Genomic DNA, 20,389 nt, shown 5'->3' with positions numbered 1-20,389 from the left:
ACGCGCCGCAACGCTCTGTCCGGCCGGCGCTCAGCGCCCTACTTCTTGGCGCGCAGGGCAACCAGCGCCGCCTGGGTTTCGTTCCACAGGTCCATGCCCACCGTGGTGGCGATGCCGGCATTGACCTGCGTCAGCTTGTCGCGCATGCGCGCGGCCTCGCTGGCCGGCAGCTCGTTGATTTGCATGCCCTTGGCCTTGAGGTCGGACAAGGCCCGGGCGCCCTCGCTGCGCGTGTCGATGCGCTCGGCGTCGCGGCTGGCGATGGCGGCGTCGCGCAGTACCTTCCGCTCGTCCTTGGACAGTTGGTCCCACCACTTCTTGCTGACCAGCATGATCCAGGGGCTGTAGACGTGGTTGGTCACGCTGAGGTACTTCTGCACCTCGTAGAACTTGCTGGACAGGATGGTGTTGTAGGGGTTCTCCTGGCCGTCGACGGTCTTGGTCTCGAGCGCGCTGAAGAGTTCGGAGAACGGCAGCGGCACGGCGTTGGCGCCGAGTTGCTTGAAGCTGTCCAGGTAGACGTTGTTCTGCATCACGCGCAGCTTGATGCCGCTGAGGTCTTCGAGCTTGGCGACCGGGCGCGTGCTGTTGGTCAGGTTGCGAAAGCCGTTCTCCCAGTAGGCCAGGCCGACCAGGCCCTTGGCCTGCAGCTGGTCCATCACCTTCTGGCCGATCGGGCCGTCCAGCACGGCGTCGGCCTCCCTGGTGTTGTTGAACAGGAAGGGCGTGTCCCACAACGCCATTTCCTTGGTGATGCCAACCAGCGTGGCGGTGGAGCCGACCATCATCTCCTGTGCGCCGCCGACCAGCGCCTGCTGCATCTGCGTGTCCGGGCCGAGCGCGGCGGCGCCGATGGCGCGCACGCGCATCTTGCCGCCAGAGGCCTTCTCGACGGCCTGGGCGAACACCTTGGCGGCGCGGCCCTGGTTGCTGTCTTCGTTCAGGCCGTAGCCGAAGCGGATGATGCGCGGCTTGATGTCCTGGGCCGAGGCGATGCCGCCAACGGCCACGGCTGCGGCGGCGGCCGCCAATACCAGCGTGCGACGCACGAACTTCATGGGGAGTCTCCTTGGATGGATGAACGGGAAAAGCCGGTCAGCGGAACCACGCGATGGGCGCGATGACAAGCTGGGGGAACAGCACGAACGTGAACAGGATCAGCGTGTACGTGAGGAGGAAGGGGTTGACGCCGCGGATCACGTCGACGAGCGACATGCGTCCCACACCGGCCACCACGTTGAGCACGGTGCCCACCGGCGGCGTGATCAGGCCGATGGTGCCGTTCAGCACGAACATGAGGCCGAAGTACACCGGGTCGATGCCGGCCTTCACGGCGATGGGCAGCATCACGGGCGCCAGGATCAGGATGGTGGGCGTGAGATCCAGCGCCGTGCCGATCAGGATCAGCACCAGCATCATCACGAGCATCAGCGTGCGCGGGTGCTCCACCAGCGGGCCGAGCCAGTTGCCCAGCACGCCGGGCAGGTCGGCCAGCGTGATCATGTAGCTGGCCACCTGGGCGCCGGCACACAGGAACATGACGATGGCGGTGGTCTTGGCGGCGCGCACCAGCACGCCCTCGATCTGGCGCAGGCGCATCTCGCGGTGCACCACGAGCGCGACGAACAGCGCGTAGAACGCGGCCACCACGGCGGCCTCGGTCGGCGTGAACACGCCGGTCTTCATGCCGCCGATGATGATGATCGGCATCAGCAGCGCCCAGAACGCGCGGCCCGTGGCACGCAGGCGTTCGCGCAGGGGCAGGGCCTGGCCCGCGGGCAGGTCCAGCTTGCGCATCGTGAGCTTCCACGCAACGATCAGGCCCAGGCCCATGATGAGGCCCGGCACGATGCCCGCCAGGAACAGCGAGGAGATCGAGGTGTTGGTCGTGACGCCGTAGATGATCAGCGGCATCGACGGCGGGATGATGGGGGCGATGATGCCGCCCGAGGCGATCAGGCCCGCCGAGGTCGGCATCGGGTAGCCCTGCCTGCGCATCATCGGCAGCAGGATGGTGGCCAGCGCCGCCGTGTCGGCCAGCGCCGAGCCGCTCATGCTGGCCATCAGCACGGCCGCGCCGATGGCCACGAAGCCCAGCCCGCCGCGGATGTGGCCGACCCAGGCCTGCGCCATGTCGATGATGCGCCGGCTGATGCCGCCGGCGTTCATGAGCTCGCCGGCCAGGATGAAGAAGGGCACGGCCAGCAGCGGGAAGCTGTCGACGCCGGCCACCAGGTTCTGCGCCAGCAGCTGGGTGTCCCAGAAGTCCAGCGCCCAAGCCATGCCGGCGCCGGTCAGCACCAGGGCCAGGCCCATGTTCATGCCGATGCCCATCAGCACCAGCATGCCGACGGTGAAGACCACGAAGGCGAGTGCTTCCGGGCTCATTCGACCTCCGCGCCGTGGCCCAGCTGCAGCGGCGTGCCGCGCAGCAGTTCCATGCAGGCCATCGCGCCGATGGCCACCGCGCACAGCAGCGCCGGCAGCGGCTGCAGGGCCGTGGGATAGCCGAGCACGACGGAATGGCTGCCCAGCCCCACCAGCACCTGCTGCCAGGCGCCGCGTGCGAGCAGCACGCAGGCCAGCAGCACCAGCAGGCGGATCACGATGGTGGCGGCACGGAAGGCCGCCGGCCGCGTGCGCAGCAGGCCCACCAGGCCCGTGAAGGCCATGTGCTCGCCGCTGCGGTAGGCGAGCGTGGCGCCGATGAACACCACCCAGATGAACAGCAGGCGCGACAGCTCCTCGCTGGCGGCCACGCCGCCGCCGAAGCCGTAGCGCAGCACCACGTTCAGGAACACTGCCAGCGCCATCACGCCCAGGCAGGCCGCCATCACGCGGTAGAACAGGCGCTCGATGCCGTTCGCGGGAGCGTCGGCGGTCAGCGCTTCAGGGGTTGGCTCAGCCATGCGTGGATCTCTTGTTGAAGTTGTGCGAGCGGCGCGGTGGCATCCAGGCGCAGCACGCCGGGCTCGCCGGTCGGCACCTCCAGGGTGGCGAACTGGCTGTCCACCAGCGAGGAGGAGAAAAAGTGCGTGGCCGCGCGCGCCTGCACGCGGGCCAGCGCTTCGTCGCGCGCGATGTCCAGGTAGGCGAAGCGCAGGCCGGGCAAGGCCTGGCGCAGCCGCTCGCGGTAGGCCCGCCGCAGCGCCGAGCAGGTCAGCACCACGCCGCCGTGGGCATGGGCCGCCAGTTGCTCGCCCAGCGTGGCCAGCCAGCCCTGGCGGTCGGCATCGGTCAGCGCGATGCCCTGGCTCATCTTGTGGCGGCTGGCTTCGCTGTGGAAGCTGTCGCCCTCGATCAACACCGCCCGCTCGGATTGCGCGACCAGCGCCCCCAGGCTGGATTTGCCGCAACCGGCCACCCCCATCACCACCAAGCCGTCAACCATTTGGATAGCGCTATCCCATCAAATCAAAAAATAAAGACATGGGCGCAGTCTGATTTGTCACAAATGCGACAAGAGCCTATCCACGTCTTTGGACAGCGCTATCCTATCGAAAATCGGTCCGGCACCAGCTCCGGGATAACCCGAGGGTCGGCCTTCGCGTATGCTCCGCGGCCCATGGCCAGTTCCGTTCCGCGCGCGCGCTCCACAGGTCGGGTGACCCTGGACGATGTCGCCCATGCGGCGGGCGTGAGCCCGATCACCGTGTCGCGCGCGCTGCGCGGCGAGCGCGCGGTGGCGCCCGAGCTGGTCGAGCGCGTGCGCGCCGCGGCCCTCAAGCTGGGCTATGTGCCCGACCCCGCGGCCCGCGCGTTGGCCTCGCGGCGCAGCACCCATGTGGCGGTGCTGATCCCCATGCTGTCCAACGCCTTGTTCGTGGACATGGTCGAGGCGATCCAGCGGCGGCTGCGCCCGGCCGGCTACCAGACGCTGATCGGCATCACCCACTACGACGCCAACGAAGAGGAGCAGCTGCTGCGCGAGCACCTGCTGCACCGCCCCGCCGGCCTGATGGTGACGGGCCTGGAGCGCACGCCGGCCACACGCGCGCTGATCGCCCACAGCGGCGTGCCCTGCGTGCACCTCATGGAGCTGTCGACCGAGCCCGAGGTCTACAGCGTGGGCTTTGGCCAGGCCGATGCCGCCGCGGCGATGACCCGCCACCTGCTCGACAGCGGGCGGCGGCGCATCGCGTTCGCGGCGGCGCAGCTCGATGCGCGCACGCTGCAGCGCCTGTCGGGCTGGCGCGCGGCGCTCACGCAGGCCGGCCTGTACGACCCGGTGCTGGAGTGGCGCAACCCCGCGCCCTCCTCGCTGGCACTGGGAGCCTTGCTGTTCGAGCAGATCGCCGCGCACCGGCCTGCCGTGGACGCGGTCTTCTTCTGCAACGACGACCTGGCCCAGGGCGCACTGCTGGCCGCCATGCGGCTGCGCGTCGCGGTACCCAGAAAGGTGGCCATCGCCGGCTTCAACGACCTGACCGGCAACGAGCAGATGCTGCCGCCGCTGAGCTCTGTGCGCACGCCGCGCGCGGAGATCGGCAACGCCGGTGCCGGCATGCTGCTGACGCTGATGCAGGGCGGCCGCCCGCCCAGCCACACCGTGGACCTGGGCTTCGAGCTGGTGGTGCGCGCCAGCACCTGAGGCCGTTCGGCCGAGCACCTGCTCGCCGTACGGGTTTGCGCCGCGGCTGGCCAGCAAGGCTCCTACACTGGGTGGCCCCGCGCGGGGCCACAACCAAGGGGGCAGCCATGTCGACGACATCTTCCCGCACCACGATTGCGCGCCGTGTCTCCCTGCTGGCCAGCAGTGCCATCGCGGCCATGCTGATCGCGATCTGCGGCGTGCTGTCCTGGGTGCTGACCCAGCAGGCCTACCAGCGCACGCTGGACTACATGGCCAGCGAGGCCGGTGCCGTGGCCCACATCGCCGATGCGCTGGACCGCACCGCACGCGATTCGGCGCAGAAGCTGTACGAGGTGCTGGGCAACGAGTACCGCGGCAACTTCACGCTGCAGGGGCCAGGCCAGCTGATGCTGGACGGCAAGCCGCTGGCCGGCGACTTCGAACGGGTCGATCGTTTCGCCCGCACCACCGGCGGCGTGGCCACCGTCTTCGCGCGCCAGGGCGACGACTTCCTGCGCGTGGCCACCTCACTGACCAAGCAGGACGGCACGCGCGCCATCGATACGCGGCTGGGCCTGCAGCACCCGGCCTACGCCCGCATGGTGGCCGGCGAAAGCTACGTGGGCATGGCTGTGCTGTTCGGCGTGCCCTACATGTCGCGCTACCAGCCCGTGCGCGATGCCACCGGCCAGGTGGTGGGCATCCTGTTCATCGGTTTCAACATGCAGGGCCTGCGCCAGGAACTGGTGTCGCTCACCGAGGACAAGCGCTTCCTGGGCGGCGGTGGCCTGTACCTGCTGGACCCCGGGCGCACGCCGGCCGAAGCCCTGCTGCTGGCGCATCCGAGCGCCAAGGGCCGCAAGCTGGCCGAACTGCTGCCACCGCCGCAGGCCGAAGCCCTGCTCACGGCCCTGGCCGCGGCGCCAGGTGGCGTGCTGCAGGGACAGGCGGCCGTGCAGGACCCGGCGCGCACCGATCCCATCGCCGTCAGCGCGCGCAGCCAGGCCACCGGCTGGTGGGTGGTGGCCGAGGCCTCGCGCGCGCAGGCCCTCGCCGCGCACAACGCCACGCTGGCCTGGCTCTGGGGCCTGATGCTGGCGGCCGTGGTGTTGATGGGCCTGGGCATCACGCTGCTGCTGCGCCGCATGGTCGGCCAGCCGCTGCTACAGCTCAACGCACAGGTGGCGGCCATCGCGGACGGCGACCTCTCGCAGCCCATGGCCAGCGTGCGGCGCGACGACCTGGGTCTGCTGGCCAGCGGCGTGGACACCATGCGCCAGCAGCTGGCCCGCACCATCACCGAGGTGCGCGCCGTCAGCGAGGGCGTGGGTACGGCCAGCGCCGAGGTCAGCTCGGGCAGCCGCGATCTGGCCCAGCGCACCGAGCAGTCCGCCAGCCAGCTGCAGGAGACCGCCGGCGCGCTGGAACAACTCACGGCCTCGATGCACCAGAGCGCCGACGCCGCGGCCCAGGGCAGCCAGCTCGTGCAGTCCTCCAACCAGGCCGTGCAGCAGGGCCACGCCACGGTGCAGCAGGTCGTCGGGACGATGGCGCAGATCCGCGAGGCCAGCGGCGCCATCGGCGACATCACCAACACCATCGACTCGATCGCGTTCCAGACCAACATCCTGGCGCTCAACGCCGCGGTCGAGGCGGCGCGCGCTGGCGAGCAAGGCCGTGGCTTCGCCGTCGTGGCCAGCGAAGTGCGCCAGCTGGCGCAGCGCAGCGCCGACGCGGCCAAGCAGATCAAGGTCTTGATCACGCGCAGCCGCGAACAGGTGGAGGACGGAGCAACCCGGGCCGAACAGGCCGGCCAGGCGATGGGCGAGATCCTGGGCAGCGTGGGGCGCGTGTCCGGCCTGATCGGCGACATCGCCACCGCGGCGCGCGAGCAGGCCGAGGGCGTGCGGCAGATCAACAGCGCCGTGGCGCAACTCGACCAGAACACGCAGCAAAATGCGGCCCTCGTGGAGCAGAGTACCGCCGCGGCCGAGAGCCTGCGCGACCAGGCCGAGCGCCTGGTCCAGCAGGTCGCCAACTTCAGGCTGTGAGTGGCGGCGTGCCTGTGCTCCTGATCGACCACCCCGCACACAGGCCTGCCCCATGACACGCATCGACGACCCCACCCACGACCAGGAAGCCGGCGCGCGCGACAGCACGCAGGACACCACGCGCATCGACGACGTGCGCATCTCGGCCGTGCGCCCGCTGATCTCGCCGGCACTGCTGCTCGATGAGCTGCCCGTGCCGCCGGCCGTGCAGACACTGGTCGAGCAAAGCCGGCTGGCCATCGCCGACATCCTGCACGGGCGCGACGACCGGCTCGTCGTGGTCACCGGCCCCTGCTCCATCCACGACCACGGCCAGGCCATGGCCTATGCCCAGCACCTGAAGGCGCTGCAGCCCAAGGTCGAGAAGGAGCTGCTGCTGGTCATGCGCGTGTACTTCGAGAAACCGCGCACCACGGTCGGCTGGAAGGGCTACATCAACGACCCGCGGCTGGACGGGAGCTTTCGCATCAACGAGGGCCTGCGCAAGGCGCGTGAACTGCTGCTGGAGGTCGGTGCCCTGGGCCTGCCCACGGGCAACGAGTTCCTGGACCTGCTGAGCCCGCAGTACATCGCCGACCTGATCGCCTGGGGCGCCATCGGCGCACGCACCACCGAGAGCCAGAGCCACCGCCAGCTGGCCTCGGGTTCAAGCTGCCCGATCGGCTTCAAGAACGGCACCGATGGCGGCGTGCAGATCGCGGCCGACGCCATGGTCGCGGCACGCGCGCCGCACGCCTTCATGGGCATGACCAAGATGGGCCAGGCCGCGATCTTCGAGACGCGCGGCAATCCCGATTGCCATGCCATCCTGCGCGGCGGCAACAAGGGCCCGAACTACGAGGCCGAGCACGTGGACGCGGCCTGCGCCGTGCTCAAGAAGGCCGGCCTGCGCGAGCAGCTCATGGTGGACTGCTCGCACGCCAACTCGTCCAAGCAGCACGCGCGCCAGATCGTCGTGGCCGAGGACGTGGCGCGCCGCATCGCGGCCGGCGAGCGCCGCATCACCGGCCTCATGATCGAAAGCCACCTGGAGGAAGGCCGGCAGGACCTGAAGCCCGGCGAGCCGCTGCGCTACGGCGTGTCGATCACGGATGCCTGCATCGGCTGGGCGCAGACGGAGCCGGTGCTGCGGCAGCTGGCAGAGGCGGTGCGGCAGCGGCGATCCGGTGGCGCGGCGAAGATGTAACAGCCGGGAACTTTGGTGTGCACAGGCTCCTCCCCCTATGCCATGTCCTTTGCATTCCCCACCGTTCTCCGCATCTTCGTCGCAGTCCTCGCGCTGCACTCCTTCGGCGCCTGGGCGCAGCAGTACGTGAGCATCACGGCGCGCGAGGCCAACATGCGCTCGGGCCCCGGCACGCAGCACGGCGTGCAATGGTCGCTGAGCCGCGGCTACCCCTTGCAGGTGGTGGCGCGCCGCGGCGAGTGGCTGCAGGTCCGTGACTTCGAACGCGACACCGGCTGGGTGCACCGCAGCCTCACGGGCAAGAGCACGCACAAGGTTGTGCGTGCGTCCGTGGCCAACCTGCGGGCGCAGCCGCGTGCGGGTGGCAAGCTCTTGGGCAAGATCGAACGCGGCGAGATCGTGAAGCGCCTCGCGCGCCGTGGCGACTGGGTGCAGGTGCAGCGCGAGGGCGGCCAGCGTGGCTGGGTCGCCAGCCGCCTGCTGTGGGGCGGATAGCGCGCGCCCCGCGCTTGTGTATCGTGCGGTGATGCATCGCCGCACCCTTTTGCTCGCCGCACTGGCAGCCGCCCACCAGGCCCATGCGCTACCGCCGCTCGCGCTGCAGTTCCCGCGCGACCTGGGCAGCCATCCCGAGCTGCGCACCGAGTGGTGGTACATCACGGGCCAGGCCACGGGCAGCAGGCGCGTGTTCGGCTTCCAGCTGACCTTCTTCCGCTCGCGCGTAGACGCCGCGCAGCCGCTGCGCTCGCGCTTCGCGGCCCGGCAGCTGCTGTTCGCGCATGCCGCCATCACCGACCTGGAAGGCCGCAAGCTCTGGCACGACCAGCGCATTGCGCGGGCAGGCTTCGGCATCGCCGAGGCCAGCGAGACCGACACCGGCGTGCGGCTGCAGGACTGGCACCTGCTGCGCGCGCCCGACGGCACGCTCAGGGCCGAATTGCCCGCGCAGGATTTCGGCCTGCACCTGCGCTTCGCCGAGACCCAGCCACTGCTGCTGCAAGGCCAAAGCGGCCTGTCGCGCAAGGGGCCCGACGCGGCGCAGGCCAGCTACTACTACAGCGTGCCGCAGCTGGCGGTGACCGGAGCCCTGGTGCTGCGAGGCCAGCACTTTGCCATCGACGCCGAGCCCGCCGACGCCAGCCTGCGCAGCCGCGCCTGGCTGGACCATGAATGGAGCGAGGCGCTGATGCACCCCGAGGCCGTGGGCTGGGACTGGATCGGCATGAACCTCTTCGACGGCAGTGCGCTGACGGCCTTCCACCTGCGCCGTGCCGACGGCTCGGGCCTGTGGGACGGCGGTTCGTTCCGCGCGTCCGGCCAGGCCGCGCGCATCTTCCGCCAGGGCGAGGTCCGCTTTACGCCGATGCGCTGGTGGACCAGCCCGGCCAACCAGGCCCGCTACCCCGTGGAATGGCAGGTGGACACGCCAAGCGGCAGCTTCACCGTGCGCGCCCTGCTCGACGCACAGGAGCTCGACAGCCGCGGCTCCACGGGTGCGGTGTACTGGGAGGGGCTGTCCGAGCTGCTCGATGCGCAGGGCCGCGTGGTCGGCCGCGGCTACCTGGAGATGACGGGCTACGCGCAACGGCTGCGCCTGTAGCCCGCCCTGCTCAAGCCTTTCGGGTGCGCTGCAGGAAGGCGATGATCTCGCCCATGATGCCGCGGCGGAACGCCAGCACGCAGACCACGAAGATCAGGCCGGTCACCATGGTCACCGACTCGCCCAGCGTGGTGAACCACTCGATGCCGGTCAGCGAGGCCAGACCATGGCCCATCTCGCCGATCTTGTTCTCCAGCAGGATCACCACGGCCGCGCCGACCAGCGGGCCGGACAAAGTGCCCAGGCCACCGACCAGCGTCATCAGGATCACGCCGCCCGAGGCCGTCCAGTGCACATCGGTCAGCGTGGCGAAGCCCAGCACCAGCGTCTTGAGCGAGCCCGCCAGGCCGGCCAGCGCGGCCGATAGCACGAAGGCCAGCAGCTTGAAGCGGTGCGTGTCGTAGCCCAGCGAGATCGCGCGCGGCTCGTTCTCCTTGATGCCCTTCAGGACCTGGCCGAACGGCGAGTGGATGGTGCGCACGATCAGCGCGAACGCCGCCACCACGATGACCAGCGTCACGAAATACATGGTCAGATCGCTCTGCAAGGGCAGTACGCCGAACAGGCTGCCGCGCGGCACGCCCTGCAGGCCATCCTCGCCGCCCGTGAACTTGGCCTGCAGTGCGACGAAGAACACCATCTGCGCCAGCGCCAGCGTGATCATGGCGAAGTAGATGCCCTGGCGCCGGATCGCCAGCAGGCCGAACAGCCAGCCCAGCAGCGCGCCCGTGGCGGTGCCCAGCACCAGGCCGACCTCGGGCGTGAAGCCCCAGACCTTCATGGCATGGCCGGCGATGTAGGCCGAACCACCCAAGAAGGCCGCATGGCCGAACGACAGCAGGCCGGTGTAGCCCAGCAGCAGATTGAAGGCCGAGGCGAACAGCGCGAAGCACAGCAGCTTCATCATGAAGACCGGATAGGCCCCCACGAAGGGCGCGGCGACCAGCGCCAGCAACAACAGGAGATAGCCCCAGGAGCTCTTGCTCATTTCTCTTTCCCGAACAGGCCCGCAGGGCGGATCAGCAGCACGACGGCCATGATGATGAAGACCACGGTCGACGAGGCCTCGGGATAGAACACCTTGGTCAGGCCCTCGATCACGCCCAGCCCCAGCCCCGTGATGATGGAGCCCATGATGGAACCCATGCCGCCGATCACGACGACGGCAAACACCACGATGATGAGGTTCTGCCCCATCAGCGGCGAGACCTGGATCACGGGCGCGGCCAGCACGCCGGCCAGCGCCGCGAGTGCCACGCCGAAGCCGTAGGTCAGCGTGATCATGAGCGGCACGTTGACGCCGAAGGCCTCCACCAGGCGCGGGTTCTCGGTGCCCGCGCGCAGGTAGGCACCGATGCGCGTCTTCTCGATCAGGAACCAGGTCGCGAAGCACACCACGAGCGAGGCCACGACGACCCAGGCCCGGTAGTTGGGCAGCATCATGAAGCCCATGTCGGTCGCACCCGTGAGTGCGTCCGGCGTGTCGTAGGACAGGCCCGAGACACCGTAGGCCGAGCGGAACGCGCCTTCGATGAGGAGCGTGAGGCCCAGCGTGAGCAACAGGCCGTAGAGGTGGTCGAGCTTGTAGATCCAACGCAGCAGCAGCCGCTCGATCAGCACGCCGAACACGCCGACGATGAGCGGCGCGGCGACCAGCATGACCCAGTAGCTGATGTCCCAGTAGTTCATCGCCATCCAGGTCACGATGGCGCCCATCATGAACAGCGCGCCGTGCGCGAAGTTGATGACGTTGAGCAGGCCGAAGATCACCGCCAGGCCCAGGCTCAGGATCGCGTAGAACGAGCCGTTGACCAGGCCCAGCAGCAGCTGGCTCAGCAGGGCAGGCAGGGAGATCGTCATGACGGGATCAGGACCTCGTCACTTCCACAGCGCGCACTTGGACTCGGCCTTGGTCGTGAACACCTCCTCGCCCTTGAGCTTGGAGACCACCTTGTAGTAGTCCCAGGGCTGCTTGGACTCGGCCGGCGACTTGACCTGCATCAGGTACATGTCGTGCACGAAGCGGCCATCGGGGCGCACCACGCCCTTGGCGTAGAAGTCGTCGATCGGCGTCTTCTTGATGTACTCCATGACCTTGTCGGCATCCAGCGTCTTGGTGGCCTGCACCGCCTTCAGGTAGGTCATGGTGGCGGAGTAGTCGGCCGCCTGGATGTCGGTCGGCATGCGCTTGACCTTCTCGAAGAAGCGCTTGCCGAAGGCGCGGCTCGCGTCGTCCAGGTTCCAGTCCCAGCTGGTGGTCAAGAGCAGGCCTTCGGTGTTCTTCAGGCCCAGGCTGTGCACGTCGGTCACGAACACCAGCAGGCCGGCCATCTTCATGGTCTTGTTGATGCCGAACTCGCGCGCCGCCTTGACGGCGCTGATGAAGTCCCCGCCGGCGTTGGCCAGACCCAGGATCTGCGCCTTGGAGTTCTGCGCCTGCAGCAGGAAGGACGAGAAGTCCGAAGCGTTCAGCGGATGCTTGACGCTGCCCGCCACCGTGCCGCCTTTGCTCTGCACGACCTTGGCGGTGTCGGCCTCCAGTGCGGCGCCGAAGGCGTAGTCGGCCGTCAGGAAGTACCAGCTCTTGCCGCCCTGGGCGACGACGGCACCGCCCGTGCCCTTGGCCAGCGCCACGGTGTCGTAGGCGTAGTGCACGGTGTAGGGGCTGCACTGCTCGTTGGTCAGCGCCGAGCTGCCGGCGCCGTTGACGATGTAGACGCGCTTCTTCTCCTGCGCCACCTTGGCCATGGCCAGGCCTGCCGACGAGGTGGTGCCACCGACCAGCATGGACAGGCCCTGGGTGTCGATCCACTCGCGTGCCTTGCTGGCGGCGATGTCGGCCTTGTTCTGGTGGTCGGCCGACAGCAGCTCGATCGGCAGCCCGTTGACCTTGCCGCCGAAGTCGTCGATGGCCATCTGGATCGCCGTCGCCCCACCCTTGCCGTCCACGTCGGCGTACAGGCTGGACATGTCGGTGATGAAGCCGATGCGGACCTTGTCCTGGGCCTGTGCTGCGCCGGTGGCGAGCAAGGTGGCGAACATCAGGGCGGAGAGCGGGAACTTGGCGGTCATGGTCAATCTCGGAAACGGAAGAGAAAATGCAGAACGGCGCTCACTTCCACAGGGCGCACTTGGTCTCGGCCTTGGTCGTGAACACCTGGTCGCCCGGCAGGGTCTTGACGACCTTGAGGTAGTCCCAGGGCTTGGTGGATTCCTTAGAGGACTTCACCTCGACCAGGTACATGTCGTGCACGAAGCGGCCGTCGGCGCGGATCTGGCCCTTGCCGAAGAAGTCGTTGACGGGCATCTTCTTGAGCTGCTCCATGACCTTGTCGGCGTCCACGCTGCCGGCGGCCTGCACGGCCTTGAGGTAGGTCGTGGTGGCCGAGTAGTCGGCGGCTTGCACGTCGGTGGGCATGCGCTTGGCCTTGTCGAAGAACTTCTTGGCAAACGCGCGGGTCTGGTCGTTGAGGTCCCAGTACCAGCTCGTGGTGTGCAGCAGGCCCTCGGTGTTCTTCAGGCCCAGGCTGTGCACGTCCGACAGGAAGACCAGCAGGCCGGCGGTCTTCATGGTCTTGTTGATGCCGAACTCGCGCGACGCCTTGATCGAGTTGATGGTGTCGCCGCCAGCGTTGGCCAAGCCCAGGATCTGCGCCTTGGAGTTCTGCGCCTGCAGCAGGAAGGACGAGAAATCGGAGGCGTTGAGCGGCGTGCGCACGGCGCCCACCACGGTGCCGCCCTTTTCCTTGACGACCTTGGTGGTGTCGGCCTCCAGCGCGTGGCCGAAGGCGTAGTCGGCGGTCAGGAAGAACCAGCTCTTGCCGCCGGCATCGACCACGGCCGCGCCCGTGCCCTTGGCCAGCGCCACGGTGTCGTAGGCGTAGTGCACGGTGTAGGGGCTGCACGCCTCGTTGGTCAGCGCCGAGGAGGCTGCGCCATTGTTGAAGTAGACGCGCTTCTTCTCCTGCGCCACCTTGGCCATGGCGATGGCGGCGCCCGAGTTGGTGCCGCCGAACACCATGGTCAGGCCCGCGGTGTCGATCCACTCGCGCGCCTTGCTGGCCGCGATGTCGGCCTTGTTCTGGTGGTCGGCCGTCATGAGCTCGATGGACTGGCCCAGCACCTTGCCGCCGAAGTCGTCGATGGCCATCTGGATCGCCATCGCGCCGTTCTTGCCCTCCACGTCGGAGTACAGGCTGGACATGTCGGTGATCAGGCCGATCTTGACCTGGGCGGCAGCGCCGGTGGCGAAGCCTGCGGCGGCGAGCGACAGGCAGAGCGTGGTCAGGGAACGTTGCATGGCGGTCTCCTCAGGTGGTGGTCGGAAAAGCGGTTCAGACGCCCAGCAGCTCGTTGAGCACAGGCATCTTCTGCTGGAGTTCTGCGGCGGCGAAGTGCTCGACCATGCGGCCGTGCTCCATCACGTAGAAACGGTCCGCCAGCGGCGCGGCGAAGCGGAAGTTCTGTTCCACCATGACCACCGTGTAGCCCTTGGCGCGCAGCGTGGCGATCATGCGCGCGAGGGCCTGCACGATCACGGGCGCCAGGCCCTCGGAGATCTCGTCGAGCAGCAGCAGCTTGGCGCCGGTGCGCAGGATGCGCGCCACGGCCAGCATCTGCTGCTCGCCGCCCGACAGCCGCGTGCCCGGGCTGTTGCGGCGCTCGGCGAGGTTGGGGAACATGGTGTAGATCTCGTCCAGCGACATGCCCGCGCCCATGCCCTTGAGCGGTGGCGGCAGCAACAGGTTCTCCTCGCACGAGAGGCTGGCGAAGATGCCGCGCTCCTCGGGACAGTAGCCCACGCCCAGGTGGGCGATGCGGTGCGTCGGCCGGCCGATGGTCTCGGTGCTGTGGATGCGCACCGAGCCCTCGCGCCGACCCGTGAGGCCCAGCACGGCGCGCATGGTGGAGGTACGGCCTGCGCCGTTGCGACCCAGCAGTGTCACGACCTCGCCGGGCTGCACAACCATGTCCACGCCGTGCAGCACGTGGGACTCTCCGTACCAGGCCTGCAGGCCCTTGATTTCGAGCGCCGGAGCAGACATCAATGCGCTCCCTGCAGTTCGCCGTCCACGGTGCCCATGTAGGCCTCCATGACCTGGCGGTTGCGCGAGACCTCGGCGTACGGACCCTCGGCCAGCACGGCGCCGCGCTGCAGCACCGTGATGGTGTCGGCGATGGTGGAGACCACGCCCATGTTGTGTTCGACCATGAGGATGGTGCGGCCCTGGCTGACCTTCTTGATGAGCTGCGCCACGCGGTCCACGTCCTCGTGGCCCATGCCCTGCGTGGGCTCGTCCAGCAGCATGAGCTCAGGCTCCATGGCCAGCGTGGTGGCGATCTCCAGCGCGCGCTTGCGGCCGTAGGGCAGATTGACCGTGACCTCGTCCGCCATGTCGGCCAGGCCGACCTGGTCGAGCAAGGCCACAGCCTCGCCGTTCAGGCGGTCGAGCTGCCTCTCGCTCTTCCAGAAGTGGAACGACCAGCCGAGCTTGCGCTGCAGGCCCAGGCGCACGTTCTCCATCAAGGTGAGGTGCGGAAAGACGGCCGAGATCTGGAACGAGCGGATCACGCCGCGCCGCGCGATCTGCGCCGGCTGCTCACGCGTGATGTCGTGGCCGTTGAAGGTGATGGTCCCCGTGGTGGGTTCGAGGAACTTGGTGAGCAGGTTAAAGCAGGTGGTTTTGCCGGCGCCGTTGGGGCCGATCAGCGCGTGGATGCTGCCGCGCTGCACCGCCAAGTTGACCTTGCTGACCGCAGTGAAGCCCTTGAACTCTTTGGTGAGGTCCCTGGTCTGCAGAATGATGTCCGCCAATTTCGCCTAGCCTTCCGCCGTTGCCGCGTGGGATCGTTCGCGCGGCCGTTGCCGGCCTTGCACTGCGGCGCACTGTACGGGGCGACCCCTGTGCAAAACACTAGGACAAACGCCAATGCTGCACTGCGATATTGCTGAATTCTTAAGCAAAACGGCCGGGCACTGTCGCCCGGCCGGCAAGCTTGACGCGAAGCTGACAAACCGCGCTCAGTGCGCGCCCGCCGCGGCCTCCGCACCGCCCGCACCGCCCGCACCGCCGCGTTGCGGACGCGTGAGCCAGACCAGCGGGATCAGCAACATGAACAGCGCCGCCGAGGCGTAGAACACGTCGTTGGCCGCGAGCATGAACGCCTGCTGGTCGACCACGCGGTTGAGCTGCGCGAGCGCTTGGTCGGCGTTCATGCCCGCGTTGCGGTAGACCTGCAGCGCCTGCTGCGTGGCCTCGCTGCCACGCTGCACATACTCCACCAGCTGCGCGTGGTGCAGCGCCGCGCGGTTCTCCCAGACCGTGGTGACGATCGAGGTGCCCATCGCGCCGGCCGTGATGCGCGCGAAGTTCGTCAGGCCGGATGCCGCGGGAATGCGGTCGGGCGCGATGCCCGACAGCGTGATCGTCGTCAGCGGGATGAAGAAAAACGCCATCGCGATGCCCTGGATCACGGTGGGCACGAGGATGGTGAACATGTCGGCCTGCGTGGAAAAACGCGAGCGCAGCCACAGCACCAGGCCGAAGGTCAGGAACGCGAAGGTCACGTAGCGCCGCGGGTCGACCTTGTGCACCGTCTTGCCGACGATGGGCGACAGGACGATGGCCATGAGGCCCACGGGCGCGGTGACCAGGCCGGCGTCGGTGGCGGTGTAGCCCATGTACTGCTGCAGCCACAGCGGCAGCAGCACCACGTTGCCGAAGAACAGGCCGTAGGCCACCGAGGTCGCCAGCGTGCCGCCCCAGAAGTTGCGCCGCGCGAACAGGCGCAGGTCCACCACCGGGTGGTCGGCCGTGAGCTCCCAGACCAGGAACACCGCGAAGGCGATCACGAACACCACGCCCAGCCCGACGATCAGGTCGGAGTGGAACCAGTCGTACTCCTTGCCCAGGTCCAGCATCATCTGCAGCGAGGCGATCCAGACCACCAGCAGGGCCAGGCCCATGGCGTCGATGGGCAGCTTGCGCACCTGGCTCTCGCGACTGGCGTAGATGCGCCAGGCCCCGAACGCGGCCAGCAGGCCGACCGGCACGTTGATGTAGAAGATCCAGGGCCAGGACATGTTGTCCGTGATCCAACCGCCCAGGAGCGGCCCCATCACGGGCGCGACCAGCGTGGTCATGGCCCACATCGCCATGGCGGTGCCGGCCAGGGCCGGCGGATAGCTGGACAGCAGCAACGCCTGCGACAACGGGATCATCGGCCCGGCGACGAAGCCCTGCAGCGCGCGCAGCGCGATCAGCGTGGGCATGCTGGGCGCCAGGCCGCAGGCCCAGGACGCCAGCACGAACAGCAGCACGCTGGCCACGAACAGGCGCACCTGGCCGAAGCGCTGCGACAGCCAGCCCGTGAGCGGCACGGCGATGGCGTTGGCCACGGCGAAGCTGGTGATGACCCAGGTGCCCTGGTTGGGGCTGACGCCCAGGTCGCCGGCGATGGCCGGCAACGAGACGTTGGCGATGGACGTGTCCAGCACGTTCATGAAGGTGGCCGCCGACAGGGCGATCGTGCCCCACATGCGGGCGCTGCCCTGCAGCGGCTCGGGGCGGACGAAGGTGGCAGTGCTCATGGAGCTGCGGGCTTGCCGTCCTTCAGTGCGCGGCCTGGGCCGTCTGCGTGGTGGCGGCACGCGCCGGTGCACGGGCCACCGGCGACTGCGCGCCGCGCAAGGCCGGGCCGACGTTGGCCGCGATCACGCGGCGCACCTGTTCGTCCGCACCGCGGGCATCGGCCGCGTAGACCGCCGTGGCGGCCAGTGGCGCACTGCGTGGCGCCTCGGCCAGCGTGCGACCGTCCTTGTGCGTGACGTCCACCGTCACGTCCATGGACAGGCCCACGCGCAAGGGGTTGGCCAGCACCTGCTGCGGGTCGAGCGCGATGCGCACGGGCACGCGCTGCACCACCTTGATCCAGTTGCCGGTGGCGTTCTGCGCCGGCAGCAGCGCGAAGGCCGCACCCGTGCCGATGCCCAGGCCCGAGACCTCGCCCTTGTATTCGACCTTCTTGCCGTACACGTCGGCCGTGAGCTTGACGGGCTGGCCGATCCGGATGTTGCGCAGCTGCACTTCCTTGAAGTTGGCATCGACCCACAGCTGGTCCAGCGGCACCACCGACATCAGCGGCGTGCCGGCGGCCACGCGCTGGCCCAGCTGCACGCTGCGCTTGGCGACATAGCCCGAGACCGGCGCCGGCAATGCGGCGCGCTGCGTGGCCAGCCAGGCTTCGCGCACCTTGGCCGCGGCGGCCAGCACGCTGGGGTGCTGCTCCACGCTGGTGCCTTCGGTCATCGACTGGTTGCTGGCCAGTTGCTCGCGCGCGGCTGCAGCGGCGGCCTGGGCCGACTGCACGCCGGCCTCGGCCGCAGCCAGCGCGCTCTTGGTGTTGGCCAGCGTGGTCTGGGCGTGGTTCAGTTCCTCCCGCGAGACCGCGCCGTTGCCCGACAGCGCCTGGCGCCGGTTCAGGTCGTCGTTGGCGCGGGCCACCTCGCTCTGGGCGCGGCCGATCTCGGTGCGGGCGCGCACCACGTCGGCATCGCGCAGCGCAACCTGGGCACCCAGCGCGCCATTGTTGGCGTACAGCGTGCGCACCTGGCGCACGGTCTGCGCGAGCTGGGCCTCGGCCTGCTCGAGCGCGACGCGGCCGTCGGCCGGGTCCAGCTGCACCAGCGGCTGGCCGGCCTGCACCCGGTCGGTGTCGTCGGCCAGGATGGCCATCACGGTGCCGCCGATCTGCGGCGTGATCTGCACCAGGTTGCCCTGCACGTAGGCGTTGTCGGTTTCCTCGTAGTGGCTGGCGACCAGCCATTCGTAGGCGGCCAGGCCCAGGCCGGCGACGACGACGACGGCGGCGATGGCGGTCAGGGCCTTCTTGCGCTTGCCCGAGGCAGCGGGTTCGGAAGGAGCGGCGGATGTTGTGGTGGTGTTCATGGTGATCGGATCCGAAAGGGGAAGACGGTTCAGCGCGCGGTGTTCTGCGCCAGCGGCGTGCCATCGACCGCGACGCCGCCGCCCAGCGCATGGGCCAGCTGCGCCTGCGCGTCGAGCGCGCGGGCGGCCAGGTCGACCTGCTGGCGGCGCTGGGCCAGCACGTTGGATTCGGCGGTCAACACCTGCAGGTAGTTGCCCAGGCCGGCGCCGTAGCGCTGCCGGGCGATGGCGTAGGCGCCCTCGGCGGCCTCCTGGGCGGCACGCTGTTCCTGCTGCTGCACGGCGACCGAGCGCACCGAGACCAGCTGGTCGGCCACCTCGCGCACGGCGCCGACGATGGCACCGTTGTAGCTTTCCACGGCAGCATCCACATCGGCGGCCTTGCCGCGCAGGTTGGCGCGCAGCCGGCCCGCGTCGAACAGCGGCAGGCGCAGCGCCGGGCCGATGCCCCATTGCAGGCTGCCGGCCTGCACCAGGTTGCCCAGGCCGATGCTGGACAGGCCGGCGAAGCCCGTCAGGCTGATGTTGGGATAGAACTGGGCACGTGCCGAATCCACGTCGCGCGTGGCGGCCTCGACGCGCCAGCGCGCGGCCTGCACGTCGGCGCGGCGGCCCAGCAGGTCAGCCGGCAACACGGTCGGCAGGCTGGGGATCTGCAGCCGTGCCAGCGAGGGCGCGGCGTCCTGTAGCGCAGCGGGCGGCTGGGCCGCGAGCGCGGCCAGTGCATGGCGCGACAGCTGGATCTGCTCGCGCAACGCTTCGATCTGCTGGCGCGCCTCGGGCAGTCCGCCTTCGGCCTGGCGCAGTTCGAGCCGCGTGTCCAGGCCGGCGTCGAGGCGGTCCTTCACCAGGGCCAGTTGCTCGCCGCGCTGGGCCAGCGTGCGTTCGGCCACGGTCAGCTGGTCCTGCGCGCGGGCCAGCTGCAGCCAGCCGCGCACGATCTGCTGGGCCAGCAGCGCACGCGCGGCCTGGGCATCGGCCGCGGCGGCGCGCGCGCTGCCCAGGGCGGCGTCGAGCGCAGCGCGGTTCTTGCCGAAGAAGTCGAGCTCCCAGCTGCTGGACAGCTGCAGCAGCCCGTTGTTGCGCACCGAACCGGCCAGCGGCGCGGGCACGGCCCCGTTCTCGGTGTAGCGCTGGCGCGTGAGGTCTACGCCCAGGCCCAGCTGCGGCAGCAGGGCGGCGTCGGCCACCTCGACCACGGCCATGGCACGCGCGAGCCGCGCCTGCGCCAGGCCCAGGCTGGGGCTGCCGGCCAGGGCCTGGTCGACCAACTGGTCGAGCGCGGGATCGCCGTAGGCCCGCCACCAGGCGGTTTCGACGGCGGGCACCGTGGCCGCGGTGGCTGCAGTTGGCACACCGACCGAGGCAGCCTCGCGCAACTGGGCCTGCGGCGCGATGCCGGAGGGGTTGGCGCAGGCCGCCAGGGCCAGCACCAGAGCCGCACCCAAAGTCAGGCGCAGGGTTGAAGCGGGAGTCATGCGTTCTTCTTTCCAGCGCAGCCTTGCTGCGCGTTGTCCAGGATGCGGGAGAGGAAGCTCTTGAGCAGCAGCCATTCCTCGCGCGAGAAACCGGCGAGATAGGCGTTCTGCACGCGGCTCAGCGCCACGGGAATCTGTTCGGCCACGGCCTTGCCCTGCTCCGTCAGCGCCAGGCGCACGACGCGGCGGTCTTCCGAGGAGCGCTCGCGCAGGCACAAACCCTTGGCCTCGAGCCGGTCGAGCAGGCGCGTCATCGCGCCGGCATCGAGCTCGCAGAGCCGCGCGAGCTCGGCCACGGTGGCGCCGCCCGGGTGCGCGGCCAGCTTGAACAGCGGGATCCATTGCGCATGCGTGAGGCCGGTGGATTCCAGCTCGCGCTCCACCGCCAGGGCCACCAGGGACATGATGCGGCGCATCAGGTAGCCCACGCTGTCGCTCGGGTTGTAGCTCGTCGGCGCGTAGAAATCGGCCGGCGGCGGGCGACCGGCAGCGGCCGGCATGGGTTTGCGCGAGGGTCTTTCGTCCATGTCCAGAAATTTAATTGCCTAGGCAA

The 20,389-nt window shown here is 69.2% G+C and carries 19 protein-coding genes; 5 read left to right on the top strand and 14 right to left on the bottom strand.

Features of this window, described 5'->3' with window-relative positions:
• Window positions 1-38 precede the first annotated feature (38 nt).
• From ASF45_RS05765 to ASF45_RS05750, 4 genes are read right to left on the bottom strand one after another with little or no spacing between them, the layout of a single operon-like run.
• Entirely contained in the window at window positions 39-1,058 is a 1,020-nt protein-coding gene (locus tag ASF45_RS05765) for a TRAP transporter substrate-binding protein (protein ID WP_056658357.1), read from the bottom strand.
• A gap of 37 nt (window positions 1,059-1,095) precedes the next feature.
• Complete coding sequence (locus ASF45_RS05760) at window positions 1,096-2,388, bottom strand: TRAP transporter large permease (protein ID WP_056658353.1); 1,293 nt, start codon at window positions 2,386-2,388, stop codon at window positions 1,096-1,098.
• Window positions 2,385-2,834, bottom strand: coding sequence for a TRAP transporter small permease subunit (locus ASF45_RS05755; RefSeq protein ID WP_369802102.1), 450 nt, complete (start codon window positions 2,832-2,834; stop codon window positions 2,385-2,387). The genes ASF45_RS05760 and ASF45_RS05755 overlap by 4 nt, the downstream gene beginning before the upstream one ends.
• A 47-nt stretch (window positions 2,835-2,881) precedes the next feature.
• A complete protein-coding gene (locus ASF45_RS05750; protein WP_056658345.1) occupies window positions 2,882-3,391 on the bottom strand; it encodes a gluconokinase in 510 nt (169 codons plus the stop codon).
• Between the two features lie 174 nt (window positions 3,392-3,565).
• Between ASF45_RS05750 and ASF45_RS05745 the strand changes: the two genes are divergently transcribed.
• The 5 genes from ASF45_RS05745 (at window position 3,566) to ASF45_RS05725 (ending at window position 9,410) form a co-directional block, all read left to right on the top strand.
• The gene (locus ASF45_RS05745; RefSeq protein WP_056658342.1) at window positions 3,566-4,591 is read left to right on the top strand and encodes a LacI family DNA-binding transcriptional regulator; all 1,026 of its coding nucleotides are present in this window, start codon (window positions 3,566-3,568) and stop codon (window positions 4,589-4,591) included.
• A gap of 107 nt (window positions 4,592-4,698) precedes the next feature.
• Window positions 4,699-6,624, top strand: a complete 1,926-nt coding sequence (locus tag ASF45_RS05740; protein WP_063887587.1) for a Cache 3/Cache 2 fusion domain-containing protein — start codon at window positions 4,699-4,701, stop codon at window positions 6,622-6,624.
• A gap of 52 nt (window positions 6,625-6,676) precedes the next feature.
• The gene (locus ASF45_RS05735; RefSeq protein WP_056658339.1) at window positions 6,677-7,810 is read left to right on the top strand and encodes a 3-deoxy-7-phosphoheptulonate synthase; all 1,134 of its coding nucleotides are present in this window, start codon (window positions 6,677-6,679) and stop codon (window positions 7,808-7,810) included.
• A gap of 42 nt (window positions 7,811-7,852) precedes the next feature.
• Window positions 7,853-8,305 (top strand): SH3 domain-containing protein, encoded by a 453-nt coding sequence (locus ASF45_RS05730; protein ID WP_056658336.1) that lies wholly within the window; start codon window positions 7,853-7,855, stop codon window positions 8,303-8,305.
• A gap of 31 nt (window positions 8,306-8,336) precedes the next feature.
• Window positions 8,337-9,410 carry a lipocalin-like domain-containing protein gene (locus ASF45_RS05725; protein ID WP_056658331.1) on the top strand — a complete coding sequence of 358 codons (1,074 nt, stop codon included), beginning with the start codon at window positions 8,337-8,339 and terminating at the stop codon, window positions 9,408-9,410.
• Between the two features lie 10 nt (window positions 9,411-9,420).
• Here the strand turns inward: ASF45_RS05725 and ASF45_RS05720 are convergent, their stop codons facing one another.
• The 10 genes from ASF45_RS05720 to ASF45_RS05675 all read right to left on the bottom strand — a co-directional run bounded on the left by ASF45_RS05720 (window position 9,421) and on the right by ASF45_RS05675 (window position 20,363).
• Window positions 9,421-10,398, bottom strand: coding sequence for a branched-chain amino acid ABC transporter permease (locus ASF45_RS05720; RefSeq protein ID WP_056658328.1), 978 nt, complete (start codon window positions 10,396-10,398; stop codon window positions 9,421-9,423).
• Window positions 10,395-11,270, bottom strand: coding sequence for a branched-chain amino acid ABC transporter permease (locus ASF45_RS05715; protein ID WP_056658325.1), 876 nt, complete (start codon window positions 11,268-11,270; stop codon window positions 10,395-10,397). The genes ASF45_RS05720 and ASF45_RS05715 overlap by 4 nt, the downstream gene beginning before the upstream one ends.
• Window positions 11,271-11,288: 18 nt before the next feature.
• The gene (locus tag ASF45_RS05710; RefSeq protein ID WP_056658322.1) at window positions 11,289-12,482 is read right to left on the bottom strand and encodes an ABC transporter substrate-binding protein; all 1,194 of its coding nucleotides are present in this window, start codon (window positions 12,480-12,482) and stop codon (window positions 11,289-11,291) included.
• Window positions 12,483-12,522: 40 nt separating this feature from the next.
• Window positions 12,523-13,710, bottom strand: a complete 1,188-nt coding sequence (locus tag ASF45_RS05705; RefSeq protein WP_056658319.1) for an ABC transporter substrate-binding protein — start codon at window positions 13,708-13,710, stop codon at window positions 12,523-12,525.
• Between the two features lie 34 nt (window positions 13,711-13,744).
• On the bottom strand, window positions 13,745-14,455 hold the full coding sequence (locus tag ASF45_RS05700) for an ABC transporter ATP-binding protein (RefSeq protein WP_056658316.1): 711 nt from the start codon (window positions 14,453-14,455) through the stop codon (window positions 13,745-13,747).
• Window positions 14,455-15,225 (bottom strand): ABC transporter ATP-binding protein, encoded by a 771-nt coding sequence (locus ASF45_RS05695; RefSeq protein WP_056658313.1) that lies wholly within the window; start codon window positions 15,223-15,225, stop codon window positions 14,455-14,457. The genes ASF45_RS05700 and ASF45_RS05695 overlap by 1 nt, the downstream gene beginning before the upstream one ends.
• Window positions 15,226-15,432: 207 nt before the next feature.
• Window positions 15,433-17,001, bottom strand: a complete 1,569-nt coding sequence (locus ASF45_RS05690; RefSeq protein WP_056658310.1) for a DHA2 family efflux MFS transporter permease subunit — start codon at window positions 16,999-17,001, stop codon at window positions 15,433-15,435.
• Between the two features lie 22 nt (window positions 17,002-17,023).
• A complete protein-coding gene (locus ASF45_RS05685; RefSeq protein ID WP_200932116.1) occupies window positions 17,024-18,358 on the bottom strand; it encodes an HlyD family efflux transporter periplasmic adaptor subunit in 1,335 nt (444 codons plus the stop codon).
• A 29-nt stretch (window positions 18,359-18,387) separates the two neighbouring features.
• The gene (locus tag ASF45_RS05680; RefSeq protein WP_056658308.1) at window positions 18,388-19,836 is read right to left on the bottom strand and encodes an efflux transporter outer membrane subunit; all 1,449 of its coding nucleotides are present in this window, start codon (window positions 19,834-19,836) and stop codon (window positions 18,388-18,390) included.
• Window positions 19,833-20,363 carry a MarR family winged helix-turn-helix transcriptional regulator gene (locus tag ASF45_RS05675; RefSeq protein ID WP_056658306.1) on the bottom strand — a complete coding sequence of 177 codons (531 nt, stop codon included), beginning with the start codon at window positions 20,361-20,363 and terminating at the stop codon, window positions 19,833-19,835. The genes ASF45_RS05680 and ASF45_RS05675 overlap by 4 nt, the downstream gene beginning before the upstream one ends.
• Between the last annotated feature and the right edge of the window lie 26 nt (window positions 20,364-20,389).

The organism is Pseudorhodoferax sp. Leaf265, from assembly GCF_001422365.1.
Lineage (GTDB): Bacteria > Pseudomonadota > Gammaproteobacteria > Burkholderiales > Burkholderiaceae_C > Pseudorhodoferax.
This window is presented reverse-complemented; position numbering and strand designations above follow the sequence as displayed.